16 protein-coding genes and 1 pseudogene are annotated in these 16,175 nt (G+C 34.0%); 7 read left to right on the top strand and 10 right to left on the bottom strand.

Translation table 11 applies throughout. The features are described 5' to 3' along the window. Both BT156_RS22285 and BT156_RS04880 read right to left on the bottom strand, forming a co-directional pair. Nucleotides 1–422, bottom strand: a 422-nt coding sequence (locus BT156_RS22285; RefSeq protein ID WP_185116582.1) for a hypothetical protein, incomplete at its 3' end; no start/stop codon positions are given. 301 nt (nt 423–723) lie between these two features. After that, nucleotides 724–1,122, bottom strand: coding sequence for a hypothetical protein (locus BT156_RS04880; RefSeq protein ID WP_072407722.1), 399 nt, complete (start codon nt 1,120–1,122; stop codon nt 724–726). A 652-nt stretch (nt 1,123–1,774) separates the two neighbouring features. Here BT156_RS04880 and BT156_RS22585 point away from each other — a divergent pair. Continuing rightward, nucleotides 1,775–1,876: pseudogene (locus tag BT156_RS22585) on the top strand (type II toxin-antitoxin system YafQ family toxin); the annotation flags it as partial. 27 nt (nt 1,877–1,903) lie between these two features. Here BT156_RS22585 and BT156_RS04870 read toward each other — a convergent pair. The 3 genes from BT156_RS04870 to BT156_RS04860 are packed head-to-tail and all read right to left on the bottom strand — an operon-like array spanning nt 1,904 to nt 4,080. After that, nucleotides 1,904–2,665 (bottom strand): hypothetical protein, encoded by a 762-nt coding sequence (locus BT156_RS04870; RefSeq protein ID WP_072407720.1) that lies wholly within the window; start codon nt 2,663–2,665, stop codon nt 1,904–1,906. Nucleotides 2,666–2,706: 41 nt separating this feature from the next. Further along, a complete protein-coding gene (locus BT156_RS04865) occupies nt 2,707–3,582 on the bottom strand; it encodes a bile acid:sodium symporter family protein (protein ID WP_072407718.1) in 876 nt (291 codons plus the stop codon). 60 nt (nt 3,583–3,642) lie between these two features. Next, nucleotides 3,643–4,080: a hypothetical protein gene (locus tag BT156_RS04860; RefSeq protein ID WP_139255409.1), complete on the bottom strand. Its 438-nt coding sequence runs from the start codon at nt 4,078–4,080 to the stop codon at nt 3,643–3,645. A 119-nt stretch (nt 4,081–4,199) separates the two neighbouring features. Here BT156_RS04860 and BT156_RS04855 point away from each other — a divergent pair, with 119 nt between their 5' ends. Then, nucleotides 4,200–4,580, top strand: a complete 381-nt coding sequence (locus BT156_RS04855) for a helix-turn-helix domain-containing protein (protein WP_072407713.1) — start codon at nt 4,200–4,202, stop codon at nt 4,578–4,580. 1,133 nt (nt 4,581–5,713) lie between these two features. Here the strand turns inward: BT156_RS04855 and BT156_RS22015 are convergent. From BT156_RS22015 to BT156_RS04830, 5 genes are all read right to left on the bottom strand, one after another. Then, nucleotides 5,714–6,235, bottom strand: a complete 522-nt coding sequence (locus BT156_RS22015) for a CHAP domain-containing protein (protein ID WP_170857268.1) — start codon at nt 6,233–6,235, stop codon at nt 5,714–5,716. 813 nt (nt 6,236–7,048) lie between these two features. Next, entirely contained in the window at nt 7,049–7,807 is a 759-nt protein-coding gene (locus tag BT156_RS04845) for a LytR/AlgR family response regulator transcription factor (protein ID WP_072407709.1), read from the bottom strand. Next, nucleotides 7,807–9,732 (bottom strand): ATP-binding protein, encoded by a 1,926-nt coding sequence (locus tag BT156_RS04840; protein ID WP_170857267.1) that lies wholly within the window; start codon nt 9,730–9,732, stop codon nt 7,807–7,809. Before BT156_RS04840 ends, BT156_RS04845 begins: the two co-directional genes overlap by 1 nt. A gap of 180 nt (nt 9,733–9,912) precedes the next feature. Then, the gene (locus BT156_RS04835; RefSeq protein ID WP_072407705.1) at nt 9,913–10,764 is read right to left on the bottom strand and encodes a hypothetical protein; all 852 of its coding nucleotides are present in this window, start codon (nt 10,762–10,764) and stop codon (nt 9,913–9,915) included. 67 nt (nt 10,765–10,831) lie between these two features. After that, complete coding sequence (locus BT156_RS04830) at nt 10,832–12,742, bottom strand: type IV secretory system conjugative DNA transfer family protein (protein ID WP_072407703.1); 1,911 nt, start codon at nt 12,740–12,742, stop codon at nt 10,832–10,834. A gap of 1,012 nt (nt 12,743–13,754) precedes the next feature. On the opposite strand from BT156_RS04830, the gene BT156_RS04820 reads away from it, so the two are divergent. The 5 genes from BT156_RS04820 to BT156_RS04800 are packed head-to-tail and all read left to right on the top strand — an operon-like array spanning nt 13,755 to nt 15,992. Then, nucleotides 13,755–14,363, top strand: coding sequence for a hypothetical protein (locus BT156_RS04820; RefSeq protein ID WP_072407699.1), 609 nt, complete (start codon nt 13,755–13,757; stop codon nt 14,361–14,363). Between the two features lie 43 nt (nt 14,364–14,406). Beyond that, entirely contained in the window at nt 14,407–14,991 is a 585-nt protein-coding gene (locus BT156_RS04815) for a hypothetical protein (RefSeq protein ID WP_139255408.1), read from the top strand. A 30-nt stretch (nt 14,992–15,021) separates the two neighbouring features. After that, the gene (locus BT156_RS04810; protein WP_072407695.1) at nt 15,022–15,456 is read left to right on the top strand and encodes a hypothetical protein; all 435 of its coding nucleotides are present in this window, start codon (nt 15,022–15,024) and stop codon (nt 15,454–15,456) included. Between the two features lie 38 nt (nt 15,457–15,494). Continuing rightward, nucleotides 15,495–15,749, top strand: coding sequence for a hypothetical protein (locus tag BT156_RS04805; RefSeq protein ID WP_072407692.1), 255 nt, complete (start codon nt 15,495–15,497; stop codon nt 15,747–15,749). 30 nt (nt 15,750–15,779) lie between these two features. Further along, nucleotides 15,780–15,992 (top strand): hypothetical protein, encoded by a 213-nt coding sequence (locus BT156_RS04800; RefSeq protein ID WP_072407690.1) that lies wholly within the window; start codon nt 15,780–15,782, stop codon nt 15,990–15,992. Nucleotides 15,993–16,175 lie beyond the last annotated feature (183 nt).

Genomic DNA, 16,175 nt, shown 5'->3' with positions numbered 1-16,175 from the left:
CCTTCTGCACCAGCTTGTGGCGTTACAACTCTTGCATATACATTTATTAAAGCATACTCAGGAGTAAAGGTTGCTTTTGTTACGACAATACCATATTCAACATTTGATACATTCTCTTTAAGACCTATCGGGAATTCTGTAAGTTCGTTAGGATTAATGGTATTCGTAAAATTTCCGCTCTTTTCTAACTCTCCAAAAGCACCTATGGCTTTACCGATTTCTTTATCGGTTTCCGGATCATTATTAATGAATGAAGAAAAATTATCTAATGGGAAAACAGAGACGTTTTTACCAACGCTCTTATAGTTTAAAGAATTTTTATTAATCTGAAGTGAATCACCAGTATGATAAAAGCTATTAGCTTTAACATCATTGAAAAAAATACACGATAAGGCAATAAATACGAAATATATTTTTGTCATCTAATTTGAGTTTGTGCAAAAGTAGTGAAAAAGAAAATTATCGCAATTGTTAATAAATTGAAAACCAGTACAATTATATCTAAAATCACAATCAAAAAAATTAGTGTATATATATTATTTTTTCAATATTTTAATAAAAATCAATTATAAGTATCAAATTAATACTATTTATTTAAAAAAATAGCTTAATAAATTAACTTTAATTTCAAGTTTGTTTTTCTGAATGATTTTTTTCATTAAAAACATTTTTTGTTATAAATATTCAAAAAACTCCGATTAGAATACTAGTCGGAGTTCGTTTTTAGCCCTTCATGCAAAATTCATTCAGATAGCTTTCAACAGTTGACCAAGAGATACCTTCGTCACGGTTGTGGTTGTTAATCATTTCATAAAGAGCTGTTATGAATTTGTTGTGGTCAAACAAGGAATACCCTGCTCTGTCTTCCAGCTCTTTGGCTTTTTGCTCAAAGTGTTCTTCCTTCCAGATGAGAACCGTTTCCAGATGAGAAAGTCTTTCAACAATCTCCTGATGTCCCAGATTCGGAAATACAGGAGTTCCCATCTTTTGAGATACAATGATCAAAACCTCGCTCTTTTTAGGAGCTAAAGGATGAGCTGCCATTTGCCCGGCTTGTTGTCCGTTCTCTGCCTCTACTGTTCCGAATTCATACTTCACAAAATGAAAGTTTTTGCTTTCCATAAATTTTCTTGTTTTAAGTTAGGGATGTACCATATCTAAAAAAACAAAAAAAGCAAGGGATTTTTTATATTTACCCGATGCAGAAACAATGAAATTAACAGTATTGCCCCTTATTTACTGACAAACTAAGATGTTGAAAACAATTTCAACCGGTATCTTATTGGGTTAAAAAACCTTGCAATCCATCAAAATTTGATTATAAATACCATCATTATTTATCCTTTACAAATTACAAATGCTCGCAGACCAAATGATTTCGGTAAGTGATTTAAGATATAAAACCAAATCGGTTATTGATTCTCTACATACATGAGCCAAATATGTCCTGCTCAATAACAAACTTGAGGCGGTAATTCTTACCCCGACAGAATATGAATATTTTAAGCAATTGCAAAAAGCAGAAGAATGGCACTTGGATGTTGAAGAAGCTAAGAAAAACAGTCCTGTATTTGATAATGCAGAAGATTTATTGTCCGAACTTTTAGCCTAAATGAAATTTCAAAGGACTTCCAAATTCAAGAGACAGTTTAAAATGTATCAAACACAGCCAAAGGTTTTGGAAAAATTTTCAGAATGTATCTCACAATTATTGTCTTGAAACCTTTCTCCTAAACGAAAGAACCACAAGCTTCAATGAGCTTTTAAAAATTTTCGAGAACTTCATCTTTCTCCGGATATCCTATTAATCTATTATATAGAAGGTGATATTTGCTTTTTATCACAAATTGGGAGTCACTCTGATTTGTTTGGATAGCATCATGAGCTTATTTAATTCAAGTTTTCACTCAAAATAGGTAATCTTCCTTATGCTTTCCGAATATTTTTCTCCATTTTTGAATATAATTTTCCGTATCCAGTTTCCTGATGAATCATAGATGTATTCATAAGTAAATTCCTGATGTGATTTCTTTAGTCCATTCGGAAAAAATTCGATGGTGGTGTTTTCGTTAAGATCTGTTTGTGTCAGTACACTTCCGTTTTCATCATAGTTATATGTAAATTCATACTTACTGCTTTGTTCTCCGTTTTTATAATTGGTCTGCGTAAGCACATTGCTATGATCATCATATACAAAATCGGTTACCCTGCTTTCTCCTTTCTTTTCTCCGAAATATTTTACAAGAAGATCATCTTTCAGAATAGCTGTAAAAGATTTATTGGATTTTTTACTATTATCAGTAATGTCCGTACTTACAAAAACTGAATCGTTCCTGTATCTAAATGTCATTATGCTTTCGGTAACGAGTTCATTTTTATCAAAATTCCGAAACCATACTTTTTCCTGTTTGTTCTGTGAATCGTACGAAAAAATAGTGCTGGATTTTCTGTCTTTACTAATTTCTTCTTTCTTCAAAATTTTTCCTTTCGGGCTGAACTTCAAGGTAGTGGTTTCTCTATTTTTTTTCTTTTTGGCAACATAGTTTTCCTCAACGAATTTCACCTTTCCTTGCAAAACAAAGTCTTTCCAAGTTTGCGGCTGATTGAGTTGGGCGTGGAAATAAGTTATTGGAATGAGTAAAGTAAGAATGAGAAATGACTTCATAGATGTTGGTGTTTTTTAATTGTAAGAATTGCTGATGTTATTCAAGACCGTGTGGTATTCTGTTGCAGTTTTGAAATGATGAAACAAAATAGCAAGGCTGTCCAGAATGAAAACATGGCATATACAAGTGACACTTTTCCGAACTGTTCGTTGTGAAGTAAAGTTCCCGAAATCAGAAAAGCCATGGTGGTATTGTGAACCGCACTCTCTACGGAAAGACTAATTTCATTTTTAACTCCGAGTCTGAACAATTTTGCCATTAAAAAACCCGTTGAGAAGCAAACGATATTTAAAAGTAATGCGGACGGAAGTATTTCGATAATCTCACCATGGGTTATTCCTGCTTTGCCTTGTCCACCGAAAAACTTGAGTAGAAAAACAAATCCTAAAAGAATGATAAGAACAGGTTTGGCATATTTCCCAATTTTTTCGGCTAGATTCTGATTTTTTGTTCGTAACAGAATTCCTAAAGAAGCAGGAATTGCAGTCAATACAAAGATTTCAATCATGGTATCTTTAAAGGGAAGATGAAATTCTGTGGTACTTCCGTAATAGAGTTTCAGTGCAAAATTGACAAGTACAGGAATCGTAAAAATGGTAAGGATAGCATTTATAGTGGTAAGAATGATGGAAAGTGCCGTATTGCCTTTGAACAGGTAAGTAATAAAACCGGCTGTTGTACCTCCCGGACTTGCTGCCAAAATTACAATTCCAACTTTGATATAATTAGGAACATCAATAATACTACACAATGCAAAAGCTATTGCAGGCAACAAAATCATCTGTGATATTAATGCAACAATTAAAGGTTTTGGTGATGACAGTACGTTTGACGTGTCTTTCCAGTTTAGAGAAACACCAATACCAAACATAATCAGGAATAATACCGATGCGACCAAAATATCTATTAATTCCATAGTAAATAATGATTAAAAAAAGGATTGAACATTGTCCAACCCTTATTTGTGTCTTGAAAATTAGAATGAGCAATCTCTCGAACATCCGGATTTGAATCCTCCACTATCATTGGTTTTCAACCATTCTTTGGCACCATTAGAATTAATAATGAGTTTGCCTTGAATCCAATAATGAGTTCCTGTTAATGAGCCATACCATCCGACCACCATGGGTACTGTAAAAGCACCCGTGGTGGTATTCTGTCTTACATCCGAATAATCCACTTGGGAATACACATTTTTACCACCCCAAGTTGAGCAACAATTCATCAATCTGTTGGCTACAGTAAGTCCTACATCGTCAATATCTTTTTTAAGCTGAACTTCTTTGTTGAGATTTACAACAGAGCCTTCGCCACCGCCACCTCCTCCTGAAGCTCCGGGAAGTCTGGTTTGTGAATACAATGACATTGAGGTCAGTAAAAAGAATACCAATAGATTTTTTGTTTTGAACATCATATATAGTTTTTAAAGTTAGTTTGAAAAATTATAAGTACAAAAATGGCTACATCATTTTGATTTTGTAAGTTTGTATAGTTTTAATATATAACCTGCCATGTTATAATTTATAACCTGCTATGATTGGAAACAAAATAAAAAACATAAGAGAACTTAAAAATCTAACACAAGAATATGTGGCAGAGAAGCTTGATATCAGCCAAGCTGCCTATTCCAAAATAGAAAAAAGTTCAAAGTTACCAGATGAAAAATTACAGCAGATTGCTGAAGTTTTGGAAGTGAAACCTGAAGATATTAAAGAGTTTGACAGCCAGAAATATTTTAATAGTGTAGGCGATGTAGAAGGGAATTATAGCGGAAGTATTATTGTGGGATTAGGAAGAGAAGATGTGGATTTGATAAAAAAACTTTATGAAGATAAGATAGTACTGTTGGAAGAACTATTAAACCAACAGAAAAAGATAGTACAGAAATACGAATCAAAATACGGAGAGCTATAACAGCTCTCTTTTTGCTTTTTTATTCTTCGGAAGCTTCAGTATCTTAAAATTATTGCTTACTTAACCAGTATTTTTGAGTGACTTTAGTGACGCATTGATACATTTGGTTACATAGATCTTATTAAGCTTGTGAAATTAAATTGCTTCCTTTACGAATTAAGTAGGATGGTAAACAAGCAACCTGCCTGAGCAAATATTTGTCTTTTTGAAAGAAATATTAACCGCAAAATTTGACGGGCTATATTTTACATAAATGTCTTGAAAATGATCACATAATAGATATTATATCGTTCCTCTATTATATAGTCTTTTATTTATAATTGTAAACAATGAACACAAAGATTTATTATTATCTTATTGGGGGATTGGTATTGGGAATTATTTGACTGCTGTTATTTCAAAACAACATTTGAAATCTGAAAGATACTGTTGTCTTAACTACTAAAACTTGAGCTATAATAGCACCATGAGCTATTGTTGATATTTGAAATATTATATCCTCATGATCAGTAGATACATGAAACCAAAGTAGTCCTCTTGTTTATGTAAATAAAGAATATGGATTTCAACTTACATTACCGAAAGGTTGGGAAAAGTATAAAGTATTTGTTTATCCTGCTAGTAAAGAATTACAAGAGGCTTATAGCGGATTTATGTGAAGTATAAAGATAGCTATTCCAACTAGTGCATCTGGGCGATATGGAATTGAAGACCCTAATAAACCAATAAATAGTAATCCTAATACTTACATTAAATGATATGCTCAGCTGTTTAATATAGGCATTTGGACTCCAGAATGATACAAGAAAGAATACACAAGGTGTACTCCATACCCAGATCCTTCTTGTGATATTGAAATGTTATGATCAAATACTAAATATAATTTTACTTATTCTTGACCATGAGACATGCCTACTGATTTATACCCTATTCGATGAAGCAGTGATTATTTTCTCAAAATATTATCTACATTCAAATCCTTATAATGGGAAAAGGGAGTGTCCGAAAAGTCGGTAACACCTTCTGAGATTCGGATATTTATATACTGCTCCTGTATAGGGGTACGAATAAAATCAGCAAAAATTGAGGCTGTCCAAACTTTTCGGACAGCCTCTTATTTTTAAATATTAAGTTTACAATCTTAATAATCCTTCAACAGTATATCCATTAGGAGGTGTGATTATTTTAGTAGAAGAGTTGTACAATAAACCTCCACCTATGGCATGCTGCCAATGTGTGTCATAATTAGATGCATTAACTGATGGAATACCCGCATTTTGTTGGGCGACTTTTATCAAAGAAGTTCCAACCTCTATAATGATAGCAACGTGCCCATTGCCACCACCACCTTCCATACAAAGAATATCTCCAACTCGTGGTGTATTTCCTATAGGAATTTTTTGTAATCCTTTTACAGATGCAGTGTTATACCAATCTTTAGCATGACCTCCATTAGTTGTGTTAGGATTGATAATGTTTTTTCCATAGACTTGAGCATAATAACGACAACAAAACTCTGTACATTGTACATCCAGATCATATTTATTCAGTAAATTCGGATTAGATGCCTTTACAATAGTTCCATTGACCGTACCTAATGTTTCTCGTATTGTATAAGAAGTCTTGATGTTATACATTGGTATGGTATAAATCATGATAGGTTCAGAAAAATAACGCGTTCCTCCAGAACTTGATACAACAACAGGATAAAAGTGTACAACTCCTCGTGAGAATGTTGCGTTTACTGTAATTTCAATTGAACTTGGTCCACTAGAATAACTTACTTGTCCTGCAATACTTCCACATACTGATCCTACTTTTACATAGGCGATTCCACCAACACCAAATGTAGTGTTGTTCTGTTTTCTAATCTCGATTACAAATGTTGAACCCGTTTGAGATTTTATTCTTGCTTTTATTACTCCGCCACTAAAACTACTACACCCACTTGTTCCAGTGAGTGTTGTGCTAATAGAACTATTGGGTGTATAACTCCCAACAGTTGGTGATGAATAATAAGTAGTTGTTGTCGATGCTAAGGCAGATACTTTTGCCGAAGATAGTGCAGTGTCAGAAATTGAGTTAATGATCTCATCATCTTGATTACACGATGAAAATAGGATAAAAAGTAGACTTACTACTATGAAATTCAGGATTCTCATTTTTATTAATTTTTTTGGTTGATATTTTTGTTTATTCCTCCCATTTCTTTATCCACCGACAAAGTTTCTGGTGACATAGGATGAGTTTCCTACGCAATACATTGTTTTTCGAAAACAATCATTGATAGAATATATTATAGTGTATCCATTGGCATTGCATTTTCAAGAGATTTGTAATATTTCAAATCTACAAGAAAAAACCTGCGAAAAGCAGGTGTTAGAAGGCGTTTCCGATGAAAAAATGACGAAAAGTATAAAAAAATGAATCTATGTATATATAATAAGGACAAACGATATAAAAAACAATTACAGCAAATGGTTTTTTACCCTTTCAAGGTACTTTAAACCAATCGGAAGATATACCGATTGAGAGCCCTGCTCTTCTGATTTTCTGTTTTTAGGCGATGTAATACCATCAGAAGGAATGTAATTTTTGAGTCTTATTTCTTTTTTTGTGGTGGATATTTCGGCAATAAATTTCACATTCACAATATAAGATTCATGTATTTTTAAAAAATCCCCGTTTAAAAGTTTTTCCATTTCGCCTATATTTTTAGCATAGATATGCTTGGCTTTTGCTCCTGTTATATATAGTTCAGTGTAATTTTTGGAGGCTTCCAGATAGACCAAAGTATCAAATTCTATCAGCTCACGACCATAATTTGTTTTGATTGAAAGTCTCTTTCTCTTACTATTAAACTGCTTTTCAAATTCAGCCAACGCAATACTCATCTCACTCAAATCAATTGGTTTAGAAATAAAATATAATGCTTTTTTATTTAGGCTAAACTTGGCATATTCATCATGTCCACTGATTACGATAACAGGAGGGGTTTGTATATAATGAAGCCGTAAAGCATCCAAAAGATCAATTCCGCTTTTTTCCCCTTCCAGCTTCATATCCAAAAAAATAAGATCAGGTTTTTTCTCCAAAATTAAAGCAAGCCCCTGTTGGTAATCTACTGCACTTCCTATTTTTTTATACTTTTTATAGTTTCCTAAAATAGTAGTTATAAATTCTTCAACATCGGTTTCATTTTCAATAATAATATAATGGTATTTCATCAGTTGATTGTGTATTGGTAGTTTTTCGGAATTTTTACTTTTATGATTGTTCCTGTTTGCGGTATTTTATCTATAATTTCTAAAGACGCTTTCAGTGTATTTTTTTTGTTAAGTACAAAAAACAGCTTTTCATACGAACTTAATCCCAAACCTTTTTGCAACGGCTGGCTTATGTCTCTTCCTTTACCAGTATCTTCCACTGTAAAATAATGATAATCCGAATCCTCCTTTACATTGACAGTAATATTTCCCCCGTGAGGTTGGTTTTTTCGTATTCCATGATTGATGGCGTTGTTTACAAGGTTTACGAGCAATAATTTAGGGACTGCAATCTCAGTATTTTGGATTTGGTTTTGGATGGAATAGTCAAAAGGAATATTTATTTTTGACTGCTCAAATGATAATAAATTTTCAATTTGCTCAAGCTGGAGTTGAAAGTTTTCCGTAAGGGTGGTTGTTAGAGACGGCCTTATTATACGATGTAGCTTTGTCATGGTCTGATAAGCCTCTGACGATTCCGAATAAATTTCTAATCCTACTCTCTGTAAAATTCCTGCAATTTCATGAGGATTCAATTGGTTATTAATATTGGAAAGTTCTAGCTTTGAAATATCATATTCAAACTCCTCTATTTGTTTTTCCATTAGGTGTTGCTTCTGCTTCTGCCTTGCTCTAATCCATGCATAGCCTCCCACAGAAAGTAATGACATCAAGGCAATACCCATGAGTGCCATATTGGTATTATTCTTTTGCTTTTCTATTTGAAGTTGCTGTGTTTTGATTTGTGATTCTTTTTTGGAGGTCTCAAATTTTAAGTTTAATGCATTGGTGCTTTTTTGTATCGCCTCTGAGTTGATTGAATCAGAAATTCTCAGAAACTCGCCGAAATAACGAGTGCCATTTGGATTATTATTTTTAAGTAATTCCAGCCCAATGAGGTTTTCCAAAAGCAATTTTTTGCTATTTTTATCCTCAAACTGATTGAGTAATTGATATGATTTATTGAAATAAAAATCGGCTTGTTTCAAATTGCCGGTTTCTTTATACAAACTACCTATTGACAGGTAGTCACTTCCCAAAGAAGCTTTGTTATCAAGTCTCTCGTCAATACGAATAACCGTGTTTATATGATCAATAGCTTTCGAATAATTTTTATTTCTCTTCTCAATTTCACTTAAAACATTGAAGACAAAACTGGAGTCTATTGATGTTAGTTTTTTGAAGTCCAACCTGTTAATGTACTTTTCAGCCTCTTTACTTTTTTTTTGCTCAATCAGAAGAAGGGCAAGATTACAAGATAATTGAGCCTTATTGGCATCATCAGAATTCTGAACACTTAATTGATAATAATACTCTGCTTTATCAAACTGCTTAAGATTGTAGTAGCAAACCCCGATACTATTATACACAGGGAACCGCACTTTAAATTCTTTAACCTCAAGGATTTCAAACAGAATTCCCAATGCTTTTTCATAATTCCCAATCCTTATCAGTGAATTAGCATAAAAATTAAAAGAATTTAAAAAATACTTTTTTTCCAATTTATTTGTGTTAATGATTTGAATACTTTTTTCAAACTCATCTTTTGCACTATTTTGAGTCCCGTTGGATGATGCTATTACACCTCTAAAAAAATGGATATGAATAGCAGTAATAGGTAGTTTAGCGTATGAAATATTCTTTTCATAATAGGATAACTTTTTATCGGCATTTTCCATATCTCCTGTTATCAGACAGAGATATACTTCATTAAGCTTGAAGTAAATTACATAGTCCTGATTGTCTTTAAATCTGGTTTTTGCAAATTCTATTTCTTTTTTAGCTTCAGGTATATTAGATGCATTAATATAATGGTTGATAATTTCACGCTGTAAGAAAAAATAATCGGGTCTTTTTTTTAACTCGGTTTTTAAACTATCCAACATATTTTGTTTTTGAGAGAAAACAACTATGTTGAATAATAAGAATATAAATAAAAAATAAATTTTAATCATCTGTGAAAAATGGAAATTAGGATTTAAGACACTATAATTTCCAAAATTAGTACACTTTTAAACAAAATAACGAGTATTCTATTATATTGTTAGTGAATTTAATAATTTTTCTTAAAATAATCCTACTTTCTCCCCATCAAACAACCACCAATCCTCAAAAGCATTTTGCCCAATCTCCTCTAAGGATTTGAATAAAAAGTGGAATTTTGCTTCCGCAAAGCTATTATCTTCAAACAATCTCTTCATCGCCATTTGTTTATACACTTCCAGTTCGAAGATACAGAGAATACGGCTTCCATAATCCAACCCAAACATTCTGCTCGGTTGCCCTACTGACAATGCCCTCAAATGATGAAACAACGATTTGTGAACACGACTTGTATCGTCTCCGTTACACATTTCAATGGCATACAACTCTTTTCTGTTCGGTGTTTGAAGCATACAAAGTGCATCGGCAATCAAATAATCATTTTCAGAGACTTGGATGGAAGATTCCGCTCTATACCCTTTCTTCTTTCCCGTAGAAACCTTATCGAAATACGTTAAGAATAGGAGCATTTCACAACCCTCATTTTTGGAAATTCCTTCGTGCAAAGCGATTTGAACATTAATAGTGTTCATTCTATGGAAGTAATCCTTTTGATAAAATTGACCTTCATTTTTCGGAAACCTGACAACATCTTCTCTCAAATAATCTTTAACAATTTCAGCACCATGAGCCTTGAGAAAATGTACATTTTCGAGTTTCCCTATTGCAGGATGAACTCCGAATGCAATAGAACCCACCAACGGATCTTTCCGAAGTCTGAGTTCTGCAATTTGCTTGTTGAGATTCGCTCTGTCCGACATAATTCCGAGACCGAGCAATTGCCCTGCTGTAAGGTATTTGTAACGAGCCAAAGCTAAAAGAATTTTTTCCTGTGAAGGAGAAAGTGTTTGAAAGAATAATCTTTTGGTAACCATTTTTTTGAGTTTTTTAAAAATTAAAATACAGCATAAAAATGCCTTGTATTCTTATAAGAACTTGTGTTTACAGATGAAACTTAGGTTTAATACTTCCGCTGGACTCTGTGGAATTTTGAGGTACGGTTTCAGAATTTTCTGTTGCTGGCCGAATTGTAGCCTCGGAATCTGATGCAGGATTTATAGTTTCATGAGTGGTATTTTCTAAAGTCGATTTGGTTTTTGAAGAAATCAAAGTTGGCGAATGAACCGGATTTGGTGTAGATTCGTTCGATTGATTTTGACTTTTATTTTGAAACTGCATTTGTGTTGGAATAGTATTGACATTGATAATGTCTCTGTAAATTCCCGATTCGGACAACAAATAGGCTTTTAGTTTTTTCAGTTCTTCCTTGTTGCAAAAATATCTTTTCGGCTGTTTGATCAGAAAATCGGGGCTTTTAATTTTTACCGCAGAAAAATGATCATGTTTTAAATAGAATTCATAAGGTAACAGACTCTGCATCGCAGCATAAGAAACTCCAAAATCACCAGCCAATTCTTTAAGCGCAGGCAAACCGTTGATTCCCGCCAATTTAACAGCCGAGTTATTCAAAACTGAATTCTTTAATGATAATGGGATCTGACCGACACTTTGTGTTCCAACGATCAAACGCAGTTTGTACTTCCTGGCCTCAGAAAATATCGTTTGGATACTTCCGCTTTCTGTCGTGAAATTATGGAATTCATCAATTAAAAGATAACATGGCTTTCTTGAATGTTCGGATTCGAACGCCCTCTGAAATACGATGCTCAGAATGGTTGCCGAAACAAATCTTCCGAGTGCTCTGCTCGCATCTTCTCCCAATTTTCCTTTAGATAGGTTGAACAACATCACCTTTCCTTCTTGCATTCCTTTCTTTAGGTCGATATTGCTTTTTCCATTCATCATGTGGTAGAACATCATATTGTTTTGGAGATGTTGCAATCTCGTGTATATGGCCAGTTTGGTAGGAGCATACTTCTTACTGAGGAATGCCGTTTCAAAAAATTGACGGTAGACCTGAAACGAAGATTTCTTTCCCAATTCCACCCATTTTGCATTTTGGGTATCATCCATAAAGACCTGTAGGTCGGATAATCCGCATCCTCCTCTTTCAAGCAAAACAGAAAGGCAAGGTTTAAGCAAAGCCTCCATTTGGAGAGACATTCCTGCTTCGGGAATTAATTCTGAAAATGCTTTGGCAAATTGTTGGGACATTACGTCAATTAAGAAGGGTTCCGCGACACGCTGCCAAAATGGATTGATGCAGGGAATTTTTCTATTTTCCAACTGAGGATCAATATACCACACACGTTCAGGTTTCTGAAGATTGAGGCGGAATGCTAATAGGCTTTCAGATAGATCTCCATGAGGATCCAAAAGAATTATTGAGTGTTGCTGTTTCAATTGGGATTGATGCTGAATTTGGTAAGCAATTGCTTTCATAAATTCCGTTTTTCCTGAGCCTGTCCTACCACTAAGGAAACAATGCCTGTCTAAAGCGGAAACGGGAAATGGGACAGGCTTTGGAGCAAAAAATAATGGGTGTAGCGAAGGAAGACAAAATGAAAGAAGTTTCTGATAGTCGTGTTCATCATCGCCGGTAAAAAAAGATAAAAATTTCGGGTGTTTTAATAAAAGATTCCAATATTCCAAAGCAGGCGAAACGGATACTGTTCTTTCCAATTTTTCTTTGTTTACCGTTTTCTTGGTTCTCATTTCTTCAAATTCCTTGAAGGTCAGAAATCTTTTTTGAAGTTCTTTACGGTAATGAATCGAGCTTTTATCCAGTCGGGAGAGATTTTTATCGATTGCTTTTATTCGTTCTGAAAGCAAAGCATCCCGACCCGAAGGATGTCCGGCAAGTAAATAACTTCCTGCTAAAATATAAGGTTCTTGGGTTCTAATTTTCCACAGAAAAGAAGTTTTGTTCCAGAATTGAATGGTTGAATTCATGATAAAATAATTTTTGGGGTTGAGTTTCGGTTTGAATTTTCAGATTAAATTTTTAAAGAATTCAGGTATGAATTTTAAAAAATTAAGTTGTATCGCTTAACAAATTGCCTGATCCGGAAGAAGAAATAAAACAGAATACGGATGCATTTGTTTTTTTGGAATTAAAACTTGGCTTAAAAAAGCATGGTTTTGTAAAGGAAATAAAGAGCAGGATTCTTGGCTTTTGATTGAATTTCCTGGAATGGATTGTTAAAATATATCGGAACTGTTTCTCATAAAAGTGATGGTGCTACTTATGGATTTTTTATGCGAAGTCAAGTTCTTTCGATTAAGGTGTGTCGAGTGTCGATAAAATGTCAATATACTTTAGAATACCTTATTGAGAACCTTTTAGACTACCTTTTTGGCAACCTCCAAAGAAAAGCAGAAATCGCCCTGTTTATCGAGCTTTTAACTGCAATTTCTATGCCATAATATCTCCCTTTTTCCACTTTCCCTAATTACCATCTTCCTATCTATAAAAAGTAAAAATGTAAAGTCAAACTACATCAACTTCTCTTGCAAGTCAACCAAAAATCCATACAAGCACCATCGCCGGCAAAACATACCAAATCAATTAAAACAAAAATGTAAAGACTAAAGAAAACAAAATCTAAAACAAAAAAAATGTAACACCTATCAATCTACCAAAAAAATCAAAATCCTAAAACAAAACGAAAAACAAACAACCGAAAATCTAAAACAATGTAAAACAAACTATCAATTCAAAATTTATCAAAATCTATCAAAACACAAAAAATTAACAAAACCTATTCAAAATCAAAACTCAAAAACAGTCAACTGAAAAAAATTCTTAACACAAAAAATCTCTAAAACAAAATGAAACAATCCAAATCAACAAACTAACCATCAACAAATTAAAACCCCTTATAACAAAGAATGAAAAAATCAACAACGTAACAATCAACTAGTGACACAAAAATTAACAACAATCAAGAAAAACAAAAACAAAATGGGAACAAGAAACCTAACCGTGGTGGTTCACAATCAAGAAGTGAAAGTAGCCTGTTATGGACAATTCGATGGCTATCCGGATTCACTCGGTCTCAAGCTGTTACAATTCTTTAGCAATCCTGAGAACACCGAAAATCTGAAAGAAATCCTACCCAAAGTACGTCTTTGGAATAAAAAAGACCAAAAACGACAAGACGAATTTCTGGAATCTATCAGCTGTACCAACGGAATTCTCAACGAAAAGCAGAAGGATGCGTTCAAAAAACGCTACCCTTTCCGCTACCGTGAACGCTACGGAAAACTAATCGAAGGACAAATCTTGGAAGTATTGTTGGAGTTTCGTCATCTTGACGAAATCGCAACTACTGATGCTTACGATTTTGCCTCCGACAGTTTATTCTGCGAATGGGCTTATGTGATTGATTATGATAAAAATACTTTTGAAGTTTACAAAGGTCTCAACACTTCCTGTATTTCAGAAGAAGATCGTTTCTACAGTATTTATGACGGAGAAAACGATTATTATCCTGTCAAAATCATTGCCTCATTTCCTTTGGATGATCTTCCTGATGAAAACGAATTTCTTTTTCAATGCTCAACGCAATAAGCAGTAAGTATTATGGTCTAACCTCTAAAATCTATTAAAAACAATGAACAAAAACGAAAACCGCCTCTTGGTACAATGCTTTATGAAAATGCTCCAGCAAAGAATCGAAGGAGATCGTGTGGAAAACATCAGTTCCGTATTCGGCAGTATCTTAAGTAAAGATGAACTTCAAAAAATCTTTAAGTGGATGTACCCAGATAGAGCACCTGAATCGTATGATTTTGAAACGATGGACAAACAAGATTTGCTTGAAGCCATCGCTGATGATATTCATATTCTGTCTTACTTCATCGAAAGATGGAACAAAGAACCGGAAGAGAAAATCACTCCACAGAAAGTCTATGAAGTACTTTGTCAGTTGCAGATCGAAACACATTATTTAATGACCAAGATTTTGGCGGACTGGGATGAGTACGACCACAGCAACTTTAAGGCATTGTGCCGAAAGGCGGGAACTCCTCAACCCTTGTATGCCGTATTTGAATCTTCTGTAAAGGAAGAAGATAAATACATCACGCTTCCGCTTTCCCAATATTACCCAACCCATTGGGAAGCTCAGGAGAAAATAGCACTACTGATGAGTGAAGAAGATTTTCCCGAAACTCAGCTCCAAATCCTAAGCCTGTAACTTTTTATCCAATTATTTTATAAAACAAAAATGAAACAATCAATATTAGAATCTTATGATAATCTGGATAAAGCCAGAGACAGGGCGTTATGGCTGGAATTTGAGCATAGGAATGTTAATAAGCAATTTGTGGTGTTTGATGGACCGGAGGAAGGCAACTATGCCGTTGCAGACAAGCAAACCGCCGAAGAAATGGAAATCACACATCAGTACTATTCACTTCCCGAAAATTACCAACATTGGACGTTTGGCGATCTGAAAGGAATTGTAGGTGACCCGGAAATCTTGTCCCATTGGGAGGAGATCATTGGTAAATTTCAAGTGATGGAGGGCGAACTGCTCAAATTCATTCTGAAATATCAGATTCCATTGGAAAAAATCATCCGTCACGAACTTGGTTGCAGAGGATTTGACGACAATAATTGGGTTGGATTTCAGGAATCCGAAAAATACTGGATGAAGTAGAAACTTTTATCAATTGTCATTCATTATTAATCAATCTTATGAAAATAGACCCTGAAAAAGTTCCGGTGATGAAAAATTATTGCAAAACCTGTCCATTTAAACCAAATAAAAAGGGAGAATGGCAGGATGTAAAATTAGCCAATGATGTCATTGCAAGAACTTTACTTCAAGCCCATCAAATCTGCCACGGAACGGAAGGTGAAGACAGAAAGCCAACCCACCGTTGCAAAGGAGCTTTCGAGCATAATCTCGAAATCTACAAAAGAATGGGACTTGATGATTTAGTAGAATAAAAATCTAAAAAAAACATTACCTAAAACAAAATGGAAAACAAAAAAACAGTAAAGCAAATCATGATTATTAATGCTGAAATGCATCAAAACTATCTTGAATCTTTTCCAGAAGAACCTATGGAATTTGTAGACTTTTTGAATTTCGGGCTTGGAACACTCTTTAATGAAGATAAAAAAATTGAACAAATCATTCCGAATGAAAATACCACTCAGTTTGTCATCATTTATACGATAACAATATGAACAGGCAGGATCATAGTGTATTTGTTCTTACCGTTTTTATCATCGTACACAAAACAAGTTGTATAGATATCGTTCATTTTCAGCCGAAATCCTTTTATCAAAGTTACCGAAAGGCTGATCAAGTGAGACAATCTCTTATCCAAAGCGGAAAGCTATCTGAAGACGGTTCTTCCGTTGAAGGAG

The organism is Chryseobacterium limigenitum (assembly GCF_900114875.1).
GTDB classification, from domain to species: Bacteria; Bacteroidota; Bacteroidia; order Flavobacteriales; family Weeksellaceae; genus Chryseobacterium; species Chryseobacterium limigenitum.
This window is presented reverse-complemented; position numbering and strand designations above follow the sequence as displayed.

Bases quoted from the DNA above. Each gene is read 5' to 3' on its own strand.
- BT156_RS04855 (WP_072407713.1), top strand. From the start codon at position 4,200: ATGATTGGAAACAAAATAAAAAACATAAGAGAACTTAAAAATCTAACA.
- BT156_RS04800 (WP_072407690.1), top strand. From the start codon at position 15,780: ATGGAAAACAAAAAAACAGTAAAGCAAATCATGATTATTAATGCTGAA.
- BT156_RS04820 (WP_072407699.1), top strand. From the start codon at position 13,755: ATGGGAACAAGAAACCTAACCGTGGTGGTTCACAATCAAGAAGTGAAA.
- BT156_RS04860 (WP_139255409.1), bottom strand. From the start codon at position 4,080: ATGATGTTCAAAACAAAAAATCTATTGGTATTCTTTTTACTGACCTCA.
- BT156_RS04845 (WP_072407709.1), bottom strand. From the start codon at position 7,807: ATGAAATACCATTATATTATTATTGAAAATGAAACCGATGTTGAAGAA.
- BT156_RS04805 (WP_072407692.1), top strand. From the start codon at position 15,495: ATGAAAATAGACCCTGAAAAAGTTCCGGTGATGAAAAATTATTGCAAA.
- BT156_RS04880 (WP_072407722.1), bottom strand. From the start codon at position 1,122: ATGGAAAGCAAAAACTTTCATTTTGTGAAGTATGAATTCGGAACAGTA.
- BT156_RS04810 (WP_072407695.1), top strand. From the start codon at position 15,022: ATGAAACAATCAATATTAGAATCTTATGATAATCTGGATAAAGCCAGA.
- BT156_RS22015 (WP_170857268.1), bottom strand. From the start codon at position 6,235: ATGATTTATACCATACCAATGTATAACATCAAGACTTCTTATACAATA.
- BT156_RS04870 (WP_072407720.1), bottom strand. From the start codon at position 2,665: ATGAAGTCATTTCTCATTCTTACTTTACTCATTCCAATAACTTATTTC.
- BT156_RS04815 (WP_139255408.1), top strand. From the start codon at position 14,407: ATGAACAAAAACGAAAACCGCCTCTTGGTACAATGCTTTATGAAAATG.
- BT156_RS04840 (WP_170857267.1), bottom strand. From the start codon at position 9,732: ATGTTGGATAGTTTAAAAACCGAGTTAAAAAAAAGACCCGATTATTTT.
- BT156_RS04830 (WP_072407703.1), bottom strand. From the start codon at position 12,742: ATGAATTCAACCATTCAATTCTGGAACAAAACTTCTTTTCTGTGGAAA.
- BT156_RS04835 (WP_072407705.1), bottom strand. From the start codon at position 10,764: ATGGTTACCAAAAGATTATTCTTTCAAACACTTTCTCCTTCACAGGAA.
- BT156_RS04865 (WP_072407718.1), bottom strand. From the start codon at position 3,582: ATGGAATTAATAGATATTTTGGTCGCATCGGTATTATTCCTGATTATG.